Source organism: Millionella massiliensis (genome assembly GCF_900104655.1).
Taxonomy (GTDB): Bacteria; Bacteroidota; Bacteroidia; order Bacteroidales; family Rikenellaceae; genus Rikenella; species Rikenella massiliensis.
Genome location: NZ_FNWD01000002.1, coordinates 311,057 through 325,336, shown reverse-complemented (window position 1 = coordinate 325,336; position 14,280 = coordinate 311,057). Strand labels below are relative to the sequence as shown.

Below are 14,280 nucleotides of genomic sequence, written 5' to 3'. Positions count from 1 at the left end.
CGAAATACGGATAAGTTTGCCTAATTTTAACGGAAAGTTAACCATGAACAGCACCATGAACCTGCTGTTGCGTGCGGCCATAGCGGCTGCGGCCAGCGACCGGGAAAAATTCGTAGACAGAGTCAGCTCGCTGATCGAAGAAAAGACAGGCGCCTCGCCCGAAAAGGCCGAAACCATTGCCGGCAACATCGACAAACTGGTCGATATGCTGGACCAACACCTGCTCTTCGAACAGTTGACCGGCTATGCGAAAGAGAACCACTCGCCGGAACTGGAAAAGAAAATCGACCAGCTTACCGAAGCCATCAACAAGCTGAACGTTAATCTCGAAAAGATCGTCAAATGAAACTGACCAACGTTTACGTAGGGTACCTCAAAATCAACCGTGCGCTCGAAATCGCCGGGATACTGCTCCACCAGGGGTTCGACGAACTGATCGCCCGCACCTGGCTCGGACGACGCATGCGCAAACGACGCATCCGGCAGGCCAAACCGGTCTACACGACCGAAGAGCGGCTGCGACTCACCATCGAAGACCTCGGCCCGACCTATATCAAGTTCGGTCAGATCCTGGCCGACCGCCCCGACGTCGTTTCCGAACGATTCCGCAAGGAGTTGAAGAAACTTCAGTCGCGCGCGCTTCCCTTCGACGATCAGCTGGCCCGCAACCTGATCGAAGACGAGCTGGGCATGCCCATCGACCACGTATTCGCCACCTTCGACGAGACCTGCATGGCATCGGCCTCGATCGGTCAGGTCTATGGCGCGATTCTGCTCGACGGGTCACCCGTGATCGTCAAAATCCGCCGGCCCAAGATCGAACAAAAGATCAAACTCGACCTCTACCTGATGCGTTTCCTGGCCGCCAAACTGGCCAAGAACTACCCCGAAATGGCCGCTATCAACATCGTGGGCGTCGTGGACGAGTTCGGAGAAAGTATCCTTCGTGAACTGGACTACAACAACGAAGCGGCGAACATCAAACGCTTCCAGCAGATGTTCGACGGCAATCCGACGGTCTATATTCCCAAAGTCTACCAGGAGTACACCACCCAGCGTCTGCTGGTCATGGAGCGGATCACCGGCATCACCCCCGACGACCCGACCGTTCTGAAAGCCAACGGCCTCGACACCCAGCAAATCGCGCTCAACGGTGCGAACGCCCTGCTCACGATGATTCTGAAATACGGCTTCTTCCATGCCGACCCCCACGCCGGCAACATCTTTATCCTGCCCAACAACGTGATCGGATTCATCGACTTCGGTATGGTCGGCGTACTGACCCCACGCGACATGAACTTCCTGGCCAACATATCGTTAGGCTTCGTGCGCCGCGACCCGGCCGCCATTGCCGACGCCCTGATCACACTCGGCAACGTACGCTTCTTCAAAAAGCGCGACGAACTGATCTTCCGGCTCCGCCAGATGACCGAACAGTACAGCCAGGTGCCGATCGACAAGCTTGACTACGCCACCATGATCCAGCAGTGCATCAACCTGATCACCAAATTTTCACTTCAAATACCGAACGGTATCTTTATGCTGATCAAGTCGTTGGCTACGATTCAGAAAGTGGCAGAGAAACTCGATCCAGACATTCCGTTCACGCCGCTTATCACCCCTTACGCCAAAGATGTCATCATGCAGCGCTTTTCGCCCCGCAAGATGGCCGAAGAGTTGTACCAAACCCTCAAGAACTACGGCAATCTGGCAATCAATCTGCCCAACGACGTCAGCGAAATCCTCTACAAACTCAAGCAAGGCGAGATCCGACACAACATCCGCTTCGAAAACAGCGAGATGCTCCAGAAAGCGGTTCGTAACGTCGGGTTCCGCATGGCCTACGCCATTATCCTTGTAGGGCTGTTTATCGGTTCCGTGCTGTTGATTAATACCCGGTCTGACCTGGCCTATGCAAAATTCCTGCTTTGGGGCTCTTCTATACTAATTTTCATTCTAATTATTAAATGGATATTCCGACATAAATAAACAAAGGGAATTTTACTACCTTTGAACTATGGAAGAACCCAAATTTTCGATCCTCATCCCTACGTGGAACAACCTGGAGTACCTAAAACTGTGTATTCACAGCATCCGCCAGAACTCCACCTATCCCCACCAAATTATCGTTCACGTCAACGACGGCTCGGACGGGACACTGGAATGGATCAAGCAGAGCGGTATCGAGTATCGCCATACGGAAGACAATGTCGGCGTCTGCTGGGCCCTGAACGGCCTTCGTCCACTGGTACGCACCGACTACATCCTGTTCATGAATGACGACATGTATGTACTTCCGAATTGGGACCGCGTGCTGTGGGACGAGATACAGCGCATCGGCCACAACCGGTTTTTCCTCTCCTCTACCCTGCTCCAGCCGCGACCGTTCTACTGCAAGAGCGTGATCGCTCCGGCCGACTTCGGACAAAACACCTCCGAGTTTCGGGAACAGGATTTACTCGAACACTACATGGACTTCCCGCACGACGACTGGTTCGGATCGACCTGGCCGCCGAACGTCGTTCACCGCGACATGTGGGACCTGGTCGGCGGATACAGCATCGAATTTTCGCCCGGCATGTACTCCGACCCCGACTTCTCGGCCAAACTCTGGATGGCCGGCGTGCGCATCTTTAAAGGGCTCAACGCCAGCCGCGTATACCACTTCGAAGCTCGATCGACCGGACGCGTAACCAAGAACAAAGGGAGCCGGCAGTTTCTCAACAAATGGGGAATTACCTCCTCGTCGTTCGTCAACGACCTGCTGCAACGCGGCGAACCGTATAACGACAACAAACCGGCCACAGACTTTCTAAAGCTGCGTAAAGACTTGATCCGCAGCCAGATCAAGCGGATATTGACCTCCATCAAACGACCGGGCCACGCAAAAAACCTTTGGGAATAACGCCCCCGCCAAACGACAGATCCGACGACACCAACATGGGCAATACCAACGAATCGAACAATCCGTTAATCAGCATCCTGATTCCGGCCTACAACATCGCCGAATATCTTCCCCAGTGCCTGGACTCGGCCATTGGACAAACTTATAGCAACTTGGAGATCGTCGTCATTGACGACGGAAGCACCGACAAAACAGGCGAAATCCTGGATCAATATGCCGCCCGGGACTTGCGCATCCACGCCATTCACCAGCCGAATGCCGGTCTTATGGTCACGCGGGGGCGTACTATTGCAGCTGCACAAGGCGAATATATCTATTTCCTGGACGGAGACGACTATCTTCCGCTCGATGCCGTCCAGTTGCTGTATGAGGCTGCAGCCGAAAACCAGGCAGACATCGTTTCGGGGAACTACTATCGAACCAGCCCCGCTTACTGCATCGAAGTCAAAAGCAAACAGATCGGCACCTGTACAGGACTCGAGTATCTACAAGGTTTGTTAAGCCACTGGATAGAGGGATTTCTCTGCACGAAGCTTTACAAGCGTGAACTTTTCAGCCAAATCGACAACCGAAACAACAGCGATTTTGCTGAAGATCTTTACGTAAACCTTCAGATCGGATGTCGCAAGCCAACTGTCACACACATAGATCGTCCGGTCTATTATTATATCAAGCGGACATCGTCGCTGAGCCATCATATACTCCCGTTCGAATTTCACACCCGCTTTGCCGGCTACGTGAACGAATATTTGCAGGCCCACCTCTCTGAGAGCGACTACCGCGCCATCCGACCGTGGTTTGTCATGATGAAGACCTACTTCTTCACCATGTATATCAACAAGACCTCTAATCCCGGCATGTCGCACCACCCCTACACCATTCAGCTCTACAACGAGTTGAAAACTGCCGGTGTGCGCCCGCTCTATCGGCGCATCTTTTCGACACCACAACGTACCATCATACGCATGCACCGCCACCCGGCAACTGCATGGATCGGGAAACTGATCACCACCGGGCTGCGCATTCAGAAAAGCATCTCCAAGCGGCTCGGCGGCAGTACAAAAAGTCTCAATTAATCAATCGTAAGATAGAGGATCACGCAGACGGCATAAGCAATGCTTGCCAAGCCGTTCGTAAAGCCGAACATAGCCCCGATTCGTGAAAGATCGTTCGGTCGCACGATCCAGTGCTGATAGAGTAACAGAGCCAGAAATACGGCAGCTCCGACCCAATAAAGCGCTCCATTGCCGAGTTGCATCCCCACGACGACTACCATCACGACCGTCAGCAGGTGCAACAACACACTGACCATCAACGCCCCACGTACACCCAGCGCTGCCGGGATGGAATGTAGACGCTCCGACTGGTCGAATCCCGTGTCCTGCAACGCATATATGATGTCGAAACCCGACACCCAGGTCAATACCAATACCGACAACCATACCGGCGTCATCACCAACGTCCCGGTAACGGCTATGTAAGCAGCACTTGGGGCAATGGCAAGTCCCAGTCCCAGAACCAGATGACACAGCGAAGTGAAACGCTTGGTATAACTATACCCCAGCACCACCAGCAGCACGACGGGGGAAAGCACCAGGGTCAGCAGATTGAACGTAGCGGCTACACCCACGAACGCCAAAGCATTCAGTGCAACAAACCATTTTCCGGCCCTGACGCTGATTTTACCGGCCGGTATTTCGCGCTGTGCAGTTCTCGGATTTCGGGCATCGAACCGGCGGTCGATGACACGATTGAAGCCCATCGCCGCGTTGCGAGCAAACACCATGCAGGCCAGCACAGCCGCCAAGGTCCACGGTTCAAAACCGGCATCGAGCACCCCCAGCGTGTAGCCAATCAGTGCAAAAGGTAGCGCAAAGGCCGTGTGGGCAAACTTGACCAGCGAAAAGTAGTCCTTCAGTTTAGCCATCTCAATTTATTACTTGACAGACAAATAAGGTTCCAGTATCTGAACCAGTTTTGTAACGTCGCGTGACGGATTCGACACAATAACATTGGCCTGTCCGTAAAACTTTTCACGTACGGCCAGCGTCTCTTCGATATAGCTCAGCAGTTCGTCGGGCGTCTTGCCGGCGACCAGCGGGCGGCACACTTTAGCCGCAAGCAGGCGGTCAGCCAGCATACGGGGCGCGATTTTCAGATAGACAGTCACCCCGCTGGCATTCATAAGCGCCATATTCTCGCCAAAACAGGGGGTTCCACCTCCGGTCGAGATAACCCAGTCACCGCCCTCGTCGACAATCTTTTGCAGGTATTTTCGCTCCAAATCCCGGAAGTAAGCCTCGCCATCGGTCGAAAAAATTTCGCCGATGGTTCGCTCCTCTCCATCTTCAATCGCCTTGTCAAGGTCGGTAAAGCGGTATCCCAAGCGTGAAGCCAACGGACGTCCCAACGTGGTTTTTCCGCTCCCCATATATCCAATCAGAAATATCAGCATCGTATTACATTCTGTAATCCCTGAGTTAGGGTGTTTTATTTGAACAAGTATCGCAATTTACAACCGCACCAAACCGATTTGTACCAAAGCTACCTTATCAACAACAAAAAGTACAGGTTCATGTGCCGAGCGAAAACACTGCATCCTTAACACTTTAGCTTAATAAAGTTGCGCAACATTTTCACTCAATGCAGTTATTCAGCTAAACCCGACAAAATCTAAAATAGTTCCAGCTGGTTACCGCCCGGTGTCTCCGTTTCATCCGCATCTTCGGCCCCCATCACGGAACCATCGGCAGAGACCCCGCCTTGAGCATCCGACACGCCGCTTTCAGTCGCAGTATCGTCATTTGCCGGAGCCTCTTTCTGCAACGGTTCCAACCAGATCACCTCTTCCAAGGTCAGGTTCGACAAACGTTTCCCTTTGGCTCGATGACTCTTGACACCGATAAATGACTCGGCATCCACCACCTCGGGCGAACGTCCGTTGTATTTGCCGCCGTACAACAGCTGCACTACCGGATATTTGTCGTCGTTCATCGTGACAAATTCATTTTCGGGCTCCACGAACTGCTGCGGTTTCTGGTCGCACACTTCAGCCTGGAAACGCTTGATATAATGCAACCCTTGTGCCTTGTCGATGTATATTACGGTATAAACCTTGTCGGGATTATATTTTTCGACAAACAACAGGTTTTCAGGAAAATGCTGTCCCAGATCAAAACCGGAGGTGTAGTACTGCGCGTCTTTCGTAAAGACCACCAGTCGGTCGTCCCCGGCAAATTCACCCAGCAACTCACCTCGTCCCTCCGTATTGAGGCGATTGATATCGTGGTCGAACCAGATATTCTGACCGCCGAGCGTCGAAGTACCCCGCTCTTTCAGTACGATCTTGTGAATGGCATAACGCGAGAAGAGGTTACCCTGCGACTGCCGTCCCTTGATAACCAGATTGCTGAAATCGAGGTCGGTAATCAGCTTTTTGAGACGCGGGCGGGGCTTAAAGTAGATCTTCAGCGTTTCGGCTTCCCCGTTGGGGTTCACGCTCATATAGAGCACCTCACTGCCGGCTGTACCTTTAGTGATGTCGTACTCGCGGTCGCGCGTAATTCCCTTGATGGCGCACCGCTTCATCATAATGGCCCCTTTGAGGCCGTCGCGATAAAGGACATTGTATATGGTCCGCTCGTCGTTTCGCTTGAACACCCCGATATAGAGGATATTCTTGCTGAAGAACGCCTTCTCGGAGACTTTGGTGATGGTATATTTCCCCTGTTTGTTGAATATAATCACATCATCGATATCGGAGCAGTCGCACACGAATTCCTCTTTCTTCATTCCCGCACCGATACCGTAGAAACCTTCGGCGCGATTGACGTAGAGTTTGGCGTTTGCTACCACCACTTTGGCTGCCTCAATGGTATCGAAGCTGCGAATCTCGGTTTTGCGTTCACGCCCCTTGCCGTATTTCTTCAGAATATTCTGGTAATAGTCAATCGTATAGTCGGTTAGCGTATCGAGATGATGTTTTACTTCATCGATTTCCGCCTCGATGCTGCGGATTTGCTCATCGGCACGGAACGAATCGTAGCGCGAGATGCGTTTGATTTTGATCTCGGTCAGCTTGATGATGTCCTCGCGCGTTACCTCACGCTGCAACATCGGCTTAAACGGAGTGAGCTCCCGATCGATGGTTTCGAGAACACTCTCCCAGGTGGTACACTCTTCGATGGAGTTGTAGATGCGGTTTTCGATGAAGATCCGTTCGAGCGACGACATGTGCCACTCTTCGGTGAGCTCTCCGAGCCGGATCTCCAGTTCACGTTTGAGGAGTCCTTTGGTGTTTTCGACCGAGCGGCGCAACATGTCGCTCACACCGATAAACAGCGGTTTTTTATCCTCAATCACGCATGCGTTGGGCGAGATCGACACTTCGCAATCGGTGAATGCATACAAGGCATCGATCGTCTTGTCAGGCGAAACGTCTCCCGAAAGGTGCACGACGATCTCGACGTTGGCCGCCGTATTGTCATCGACCTTCTTGATCTTGATTTTCCCTTTGTCGTTGGCCTTCAGAATCGATTCGATCACGGTCGAAGTGCTTTTCCCATACGGAATTTCACTGATAACCAGCGTCTTTTTATCCTGCTTGGTGATCTTCGCACGTACTTTCACCACTCCGCCACGCATCCCGTCGTTATATTTCGAGCAGTCGATCATCCCGCCGGTGGGGAAATCGGGATAGAGCGTAAACTCTTCACCGCGCAGGTAGGCAATCGAAGCCTCCAACAGCTCGATGAAGTTGTGGGGAAGAATCTTGGAAGCCAGCCCCACAGCAATCCCCTCGACACCTTGAGCCAGCAGCAACGGAAATTTCACGGGCAACGTAACGGGTTCCTGATTCCGACCGTCATAAGAGAGCATCCACTCGGTGGTTTTCGGATTGAAAACCACATCCAGTGCCAGTTTCGACAGACGTGCCTCGATATAACGGGGAGCGGCGGCGCTGTCACCGGTCAGAATATTTCCCCAGTTCCCCTGAGTGTCGATCAGCAGGTCTTTCTGCCCGAGCTGCACCAAAGCGTCGCCGATCGAAGCGTCGCCATGGGGGTGGAACTGCATCGTAAAACCGATGATGTTGGCCACCTTGTTGTAGCGGCCGTCGTCCATCCGTTTCATGGAGTGGAGAATACGCCGCTGCACGGGCTTCAGACCGTCATCCAGATGGGGCACGGCCCGCTCGAGAATAACGTACGAAGCATAGTCCAAGAACCAGTCCTTGTACATTCCCGTCAGCCGATGGGCCACCGCATCGTTAATCAACTGGGTATATTTGCCGTGTTTTTCCGCTGAAACCTCGGTCACCTCGGTGGTTTCCTCCACCTCTGCGCCGGGATTTTCCTGATCGTCTATCGTGCTCATTTATATTCGATTCCGTGTCTTATCTATTAAATCGCTTCTGCTGTTTCGATATCATCCTCCTTGAAGGCCTGGGCATTCTCCAACTCCTCGATCAGGTCTTCTTCGATCTTCAGGTTGTCGATAATGAAATCCTGTCGTTCCTGTGTATTCTTGCCCATGTAGAACTCCAACATATCCGAAATGGGGTCCCCTTTGGTTAGGCGCACCTTTTCGAGCCGGATTCCTTCGCCGATAAACTCCTTGAATTCATTGGGCGAGATCTCTCCCAACCCCTTGAACCGGGTGATTTCGGGATTCGTACCGAGTTGCGCGATGGCCTGCTGGCGTTCGGTTTCGGTGTAGCAGTAGCGGGTCTCCTTTTTATTGCGCACCCGGAACAGCGGGGTTTGCAGAATATAGAGGTGGCCACTGCGGATGATATCGGGGAAGAACTGCAGGAAAAAGGTGATCAGCAGCAACCGGATATGCATTCCGTCGACATCGGCATCGGTGGCGATAATCACCTTGTTGTAACGCAGGTTATCCATATCCTCCTCGATATTCAGAGCTGCCTGCAGAAGGTTAAACTCTTCGTTCTCGTAAACGATCTTCTTCGTTAACCCATAGGTATTTAAGGGTTTTCCACGCAGGCTGAAGACAGCCTGCGTATTGACGTCACGACTTTTGGTAATGGAACCGCTCGCGGAGTCGCCCTCGGTGATGAAAATGGCGCTTTCTTCGGCCCGTTCGTCCTTATCGCCGAGGTGAATCCGGCAGTCGCGCAATTTTTTGTTGTGCAGCGAGGCTTTTTTGGCGAACTCGCGCGCCTTTTTCTGAATTCCACTAATGGCCTTGCGTTCCTTCTCGGCCTCCTGAATCTTTTTTAACAGGATATCAGCCGTTTCGGGGTTTTTATGCAAGTAGTTGTCAAGCTGCTCTTTCAGGAAATCGATCACGAAGTTTCGCACCGTAACCCCATCGGGCGACATCTCTTTCGAACCGAGTTTAGTCTTGGTCTGCGACTCGAAAACCGGCTCTTCGACCTTGATACTGATGGCCGCGATAATCGAAGTACGAATATCCGATGCGTCAAAATCCTTTTTATAGAACTCACGCACGGTCTTCACCACCGCTTCACGGAAAGCGGCCTGATGGGTACCGCCCTGAGTGGTGTGCTGACCGTTCACAAACGAATAATAGCTCTCGTTGTAGCCGTTACCGTGCGTCATGGCCACCTCAATGTCTTCGCCGATCAGGTGGATGGGCGGATAGAGGAAATCACCACCTACGCTTTCGGTGAGCAGGTCGAGCAGACCGTGTTTCGAGACGTAGGGCACTCCGTTGAACTTGATGACCAGCCCCGCATTGAGGTAGGTGTAGTTGCGGAGCATCGTTTCGATGTACTCGAAATTGTAGTGATATGCGCCGAAGACGGCGGTATCGGCAATGAACTGCACACGGGTACCGGTCTTTTCACCGGTCGCATCGGTGTGTTCGCCGATCTTCTGTCCGGCCGAAAACTCGATCGTGCGGGCCTCTCCGTCACGGGTACTGGTGATAATAAAACTTGAGGAGAGTGCATTTACCGCCTTGATACCCACACCATTAAGACCTACGGATTTCTTAAACGCCTTGGAGTCGTACTTGGCGCCGGTATTCATTTTCGAGGCGACCTCTTCGAGCTTTCCCAGCGGGATACCACGGCCGTAGTCGCGGATCGTTACGGTGTTCTCCTCGACCTTAATCTCGATCTGCTTGCCGAATCCCATCATATACTCGTCGAGCGAGTTGTCCAACACCTCCTTAATCAGGATATAAATCCCGTCGTCGGGCTGCGAACCATCGCCGAGTTTCCCGATGTACATCCCGGGACGACGACGGATGTGCTCTTTCCAGTCGAGGGTCTGGATATGTTCTTCCGAATAACTGCTGGCTGCCTCTTCTGCTGCTGTCATTTTAGTATCTTGTACTCCTACTGATTGTCTTGATAATGGCGGGGAGCAATCTCACGATGCACCTCGCTCATGCGAGTGTTAAGTCGATCACGTAACTCTTTGACCGACGTGCGGGCAATCTCATCTGCCCCAATCGGTTCCAGAATGCGAACCTGAAAAGTATGCGGCGCCGTAACGCCATGTGCACCGACGGCATCGAACGTTCCGTCGATCACAACCGGGAGAATGTCTGCCCCACTCTGCCGGGCCAACAACATTGCACCCTCCTTGAATCGATTGACCTGCCCGGTTTTGGTCCGCGTCCCCTCGGGGAACATCACCACACTCACTCCACGGTCGAGATAGGCTTCACACTTCTCGAACATGGCCTTGGTGCTGGCCGTTCCGCCGCGTTCGATCGCCACGTCGCCGTGCATCCACAGCACCCACCCGAAGATAGGAATTTTGTAGACCTCACGCTTCGAAACCCATTTGAAGTTGAACGGAAGGACGTACAGCAACGGAATATCGAGCATGGCCTGATGGTTCGAGACCACAACATAGGACCGTCCGGGAACGATATGCTCCTGTCCGCTCACCTCCACACGCCACCAGGGGCACAGGCGGTAGATCATTTTCGACCAGAATCGCGACACGTGGTGACACACCGCACGGTTTCGGTCGAATAGAACAGTCAACAGCCACACACACCCAAACACCACAAAAATCACGATGGTGAAGAGTGCCAGAACTGTCAGATAATATATCGTTCTCAATCGATTCATTTTCAACTCCGTGTCGATTTACTTAAAACTCTGCACGGGCAATATTGCCAACCTCGATTGTCAGTCGGCGATCCCGGCCGTTCAAACCGACACCCGGAATTTCAATCTCCGCCGATTCGCCCGGCGCAGCCGATACGTTGACAATACCTTCACGCAACACCTTGCCGCTGGTATTGACCAAACGATAGCTTACGGTATATTGATCCAAGTCGGTGAACTGCAGACGATTTTCAAATTTGTAGATCCCTTTTGCCGCATCAACCTGCTCAATGATCACGTTGGCAAACAGTTCTCTCAGCTGGTCATTCTTCGACATGGCGGCCAGCTTCACTTTGCCGCTCGAGGCCTGCTGACGTTCGTAGTTGTCCGAGAGAATATATTTCCCGCCTGGTAGGGCAGCCGTGAGCGACATGTCGTTCCAACGTTCGAGGAAGGCTCCCTGCAATCCGGGAGTCGTCCACCACTTGGCGTCAAACTCTACCCGCGAGGGGATCAGCGGACGGCCCGAATTGTTTTCGGTCGATTCAGGATAATCGGGACAATAGACCTCCGTATTCCACTCTTTCGCAGCCCCATTATAGACGATCGGCCGGGTGCGTTCCCGCGCCTTGAGCATCAAGTAACCCTGATACATGTTGTAACCGTTTCCGGAACGATCACCGAGCGACCACATCACCACCGAAGGATGGTTCTTATTGCGTTCGTACATGGCGGCGATACGGGCCTGGTAGGCATCGCACCACGCCGGATCGTTCGAGAGTGTACCGCCCTTGTAAATACTGGTCCCGGTTCCCCAGGCATCGATATTGGCCACATCGCACACATAGAAGCCGAGCTCGTCACACAGTTGGTAAAAACTGTACGGCAGGGGATAACCGTCGGTACGGATGGCATTCACGCCGGCCAGTTTCATGTCGGTCAGCAACTGACGCATCTGCGCAGTGTCGACTACATTCCCGCTCTGCGGCATATGCTCTGCGAGGTTCACCCCTTTGAAAATAACAGGCTGACCGTTCACCAGGAACTGCTCGCCTTTGGTCTCGACGGTACGGAACCCGACCCGACAGGCGACATATTCGGTAAAGCGTCCATTGCGTTTAATGCGGTAAAGGATCGTATAAAGGTTGGGCTGCTCAGCCGACCACTTCACCACGTTCGGGATCGAGGCGGTGAAACGAACGGTATCCTCGATCCGCATGCCGACCTCCACATCGCGCGAATTACTGTTCACCAATTTGCCCTGCGGATCATACAGATCGTAATAAACGGTCACGGTATGAGCATTCAATAACTGGGTTTTCAACAACATGGCCGTTTCAAGCAAACCATTGGTATAGGTGGGGTCGAGGGTCGTCTGCACCAAGTAATCACGCATGCGGATCTTGGGCTGAGCAAAGAGGAACATGTCGCGGTTAATCCCGGAGAGTCGCCAGTCCTGCCAACCCTCGAGGTAGCTGGCTTCGGTGTATTGCGGAACGACAATGGCAATCCAATTGCGTCCTTCGCCGACATATTTGGTCACGTCGAACTCGACGGGATTTTTGGAGTCTTTCTGGCTGAATCCGACCTCATTGCCATTGACATAGACCTTCGCACCGGCCTTTACCGCACCTATATGAAGGAAATGAGCCTTGTCAAAAAGATCGAACGGGACGGTAAACTTGCGGATATATACGGCTACGGGCGAGGCATCGGGTAGATGCGGCGGCTTAACCTGTCCTTTTTTTCGGACAAAATCATAGGCTTTCGATGCAAAAATAGCCTCACCGGTTCCGCCGCTTCCTTTGATTTCCCAGGCTCCGGGCAGCGTGATCGTCGACCAGTCCTGAATCAGATTTTCCAGCACATCCCCTTTCCCGGCCACCTCATCGGGCACCAGATTCTGCGAGGAAAAGAGCCGAAAACTCCATTCGCCGTTTAATCCAACATAATATTGCGAACTGTCGAAGTCGTTTCGGAAAGCATCTTTTTGATTACGATAGCTCACGAACACCGAACGGGGCAACTCCTGGCGATCGGAGATCACATAGGGAGCTGCATATTTTTTAGGTCCGGCATACGCGCCGTATGTCACGGATAGTAAAGCAATTGCGGCAAAGAGTCGTTTCATGGGGTAGTTAATTTCTAAACGACAAATATAACGTTTTTTCGGGATATGCCCACTGCCAATCGGCTCTTAACGGCCTTGAATGACTCTGTCGAAACTTTTGAAAAAAAGGATTATATTTGCCCATCACATTAATTTGAAAAAAGCATGAAAGCATACGTTTTCCCCGGACAGGGAGCACAGTTCTCCGGCATGGGCAAAGAGTTGTACGACACCGTGCCCGCCGCAAAAGAACTGTTCGAAAAAGCCAATGAAATTCTCGGTTTCAGCATCACGGACATCATGTTCAACGGTACGGCCGAAGAACTCAAACAGACCAAGGTTACCCAGCCGGCCGTATTCCTGCACTCGGTAATTCTGGCTAAATCGCTGCCTGACTTCAAACCCGATATGACCGCAGGTCACTCGCTCGGCGAATTCAGCGCCCTGGTTGCTGCCGGTGCTCTCAGTTTCGAAGAGGGTCTGAAGTTGGTATCGAAACGTGCTCAGGCCATGCAGAAAGCCTGCGAACTCCAGCCTTCGACCATGGCTGCCATCATCGCACTGCCGGACGAAGTGGTCGAAGAGGTTTGCGCTTCGATTCCTGAAGTGGTCGTGGCTGCCAACTACAACTGCCCCGGCCAGTTGGTAATTTCCGGTTCGATCGAAGGTATCGACAAAGCCTGCGAACAACTCACGGCCAAAGGCGCAAAACGTGCTCTGAAACTGAGCGTCGGCGGTGCATTCCACTCGCCGCTGATGGAACCGGCACGCGTAGAACTCGAAGAGGCTATCAAAGCTGCACAGTTCACCACTCCGGTATGCCCGGTTTATCAGAACGTCGATGCTAAACCTTATACCGACCCTGAAAAGATCAAAGCCAACCTGATCGCACAGTTGACCGCTCCGGTACGCTGGACGCAGACCGTGCAAAACATGATTGCTGACGGCGCCACTTCTTTCACCGAACTCGGCCCGGGCAACGTTCTGGCTGGTCTTATTAAGAAAGTGAACCGCGAAGCTGCCTGCGAATCGAAAAGCACTTTGTAGTTCCGTTGTTGCTTTTAATAGAAAACGGAGAGAATCCTCAAAGTGATTCTCTCCGTTTTTGTTACTTGAAGGGTCTTACATCGATTAAAGGTTCTTCGACTGCGCTGCCGCGCGGGCCCCGCGTGCTCGCGGCGGAGCGACGATTGATAGTATAATTGTCATGCC

At 52.6% G+C, this 14,280-nt stretch carries 11 protein-coding genes; 5 read left to right on the top strand and 6 right to left on the bottom strand.

Translation table 11 applies throughout. The annotated features are described in order from the left end of the window. Positions 1-43: 43 nt before the first annotated feature. From BQ5379_RS01340 to BQ5379_RS01325, 4 genes are read left to right on the top strand one after another with little or no spacing between them, the layout of a single operon-like run. Positions 44-346, top strand: a complete 303-nt coding sequence (locus BQ5379_RS01340) for a hypothetical protein (protein WP_071133769.1) — start codon at positions 44-46, stop codon at positions 344-346. After that, a complete protein-coding gene (locus tag BQ5379_RS01335) occupies positions 343-1,989 on the top strand; it encodes an ABC1 kinase family protein (protein ID WP_071133768.1) in 1,647 nt (548 codons plus the stop codon). The genes BQ5379_RS01340 and BQ5379_RS01335 overlap by 4 nt, the downstream gene beginning before the upstream one ends. A gap of 28 nt (positions 1,990-2,017) precedes the next feature. Beyond that, positions 2,018-2,905 carry a glycosyltransferase family 2 protein gene (locus BQ5379_RS01330; protein ID WP_071133767.1) on the top strand — a complete coding sequence of 296 codons (888 nt, stop codon included), beginning with the start codon at positions 2,018-2,020 and terminating at the stop codon, positions 2,903-2,905. Between the two features lie 35 nt (positions 2,906-2,940). Then, on the top strand, positions 2,941-3,981 hold the full coding sequence (locus BQ5379_RS01325; protein WP_071133766.1) for a glycosyltransferase family 2 protein: 1,041 nt from the start codon (positions 2,941-2,943) through the stop codon (positions 3,979-3,981). Here BQ5379_RS01325 and BQ5379_RS01320 read toward each other — a convergent pair. The 6 genes from BQ5379_RS01320 to BQ5379_RS01295 all read right to left on the bottom strand — a co-directional run bounded on the left by BQ5379_RS01320 (position 3,978) and on the right by BQ5379_RS01295 (position 13,089). Beyond that, complete coding sequence (locus BQ5379_RS01320) at positions 3,978-4,832, bottom strand: UbiA-like polyprenyltransferase (RefSeq protein ID WP_071133765.1); 855 nt, start codon at positions 4,830-4,832, stop codon at positions 3,978-3,980. The genes BQ5379_RS01325 and BQ5379_RS01320 overlap by 4 nt on opposite strands. Positions 4,833-4,841: 9 nt before the next feature. Next, positions 4,842-5,360 (bottom strand): shikimate kinase, encoded by a 519-nt coding sequence (locus BQ5379_RS01315; protein WP_071133764.1) that lies wholly within the window; start codon positions 5,358-5,360, stop codon positions 4,842-4,844. Between the two features lie 218 nt (positions 5,361-5,578). Then, positions 5,579-8,281, bottom strand: coding sequence for a DNA gyrase/topoisomerase IV subunit A (locus BQ5379_RS01310; RefSeq protein WP_083377514.1), 2,703 nt, complete (start codon positions 8,279-8,281; stop codon positions 5,579-5,581). Between the two features lie 26 nt (positions 8,282-8,307). Continuing rightward, positions 8,308-10,215 carry a DNA topoisomerase IV subunit B gene (locus BQ5379_RS01305; protein ID WP_071133763.1) on the bottom strand — a complete coding sequence of 636 codons (1,908 nt, stop codon included), beginning with the start codon at positions 10,213-10,215 and terminating at the stop codon, positions 8,308-8,310. 17 nt (positions 10,216-10,232) lie between these two features. Beyond that, entirely contained in the window at positions 10,233-10,979 is a 747-nt protein-coding gene (locus BQ5379_RS01300) for a lysophospholipid acyltransferase family protein (protein WP_071133762.1), read from the bottom strand. Positions 10,980-11,001: 22 nt separating this feature from the next. Next, positions 11,002-13,089 (bottom strand): glycoside hydrolase family 2 protein, encoded by a 2,088-nt coding sequence (locus BQ5379_RS01295; RefSeq protein WP_071133761.1) that lies wholly within the window; start codon positions 13,087-13,089, stop codon positions 11,002-11,004. Positions 13,090-13,233: 144 nt separating this feature from the next. On the opposite strand from BQ5379_RS01295, the gene fabD reads away from it, so the two are divergent. Continuing rightward, positions 13,234-14,115, top strand: coding sequence for an ACP S-malonyltransferase (gene fabD, locus BQ5379_RS01290; protein ID WP_071133760.1), 882 nt, complete (start codon positions 13,234-13,236; stop codon positions 14,113-14,115). Positions 14,116-14,280 lie beyond the last annotated feature (165 nt).

Coding starts and splice junctions, on each gene's coding strand:
- BQ5379_RS01315 (WP_071133764.1), bottom strand. CDS start 5,360: ATGCTGATATTTCTGATTGGATATATGGGGAGCGGAAAAACCACGTTG.
- BQ5379_RS01320 (WP_071133765.1), bottom strand. CDS start 4,832: ATGGCTAAACTGAAGGACTACTTTTCGCTGGTCAAGTTTGCCCACACG.
- BQ5379_RS01340 (WP_071133769.1), top strand. CDS start 44: ATGAACAGCACCATGAACCTGCTGTTGCGTGCGGCCATAGCGGCTGCG.
- BQ5379_RS01295 (WP_071133761.1), bottom strand. CDS start 13,089: ATGAAACGACTCTTTGCCGCAATTGCTTTACTATCCGTGACATACGGC.
- BQ5379_RS01310 (WP_083377514.1), bottom strand. CDS start 8,281: ATGAGCACGATAGACGATCAGGAAAATCCCGGCGCAGAGGTGGAGGAA.
- BQ5379_RS01325 (WP_071133766.1), top strand. CDS start 2,941: ATGGGCAATACCAACGAATCGAACAATCCGTTAATCAGCATCCTGATT.
- BQ5379_RS01300 (WP_071133762.1), bottom strand. CDS start 10,979: ATGAATCGATTGAGAACGATATATTATCTGACAGTTCTGGCACTCTTC.
- BQ5379_RS01335 (WP_071133768.1), top strand. CDS start 343: ATGAAACTGACCAACGTTTACGTAGGGTACCTCAAAATCAACCGTGCG.
- BQ5379_RS01305 (WP_071133763.1), bottom strand. CDS start 10,215: ATGACAGCAGCAGAAGAGGCAGCCAGCAGTTATTCGGAAGAACATATC.
- fabD (WP_071133760.1), top strand. CDS start 13,234: ATGAAAGCATACGTTTTCCCCGGACAGGGAGCACAGTTCTCCGGCATG.
- BQ5379_RS01330 (WP_071133767.1), top strand. CDS start 2,018: ATGGAAGAACCCAAATTTTCGATCCTCATCCCTACGTGGAACAACCTG.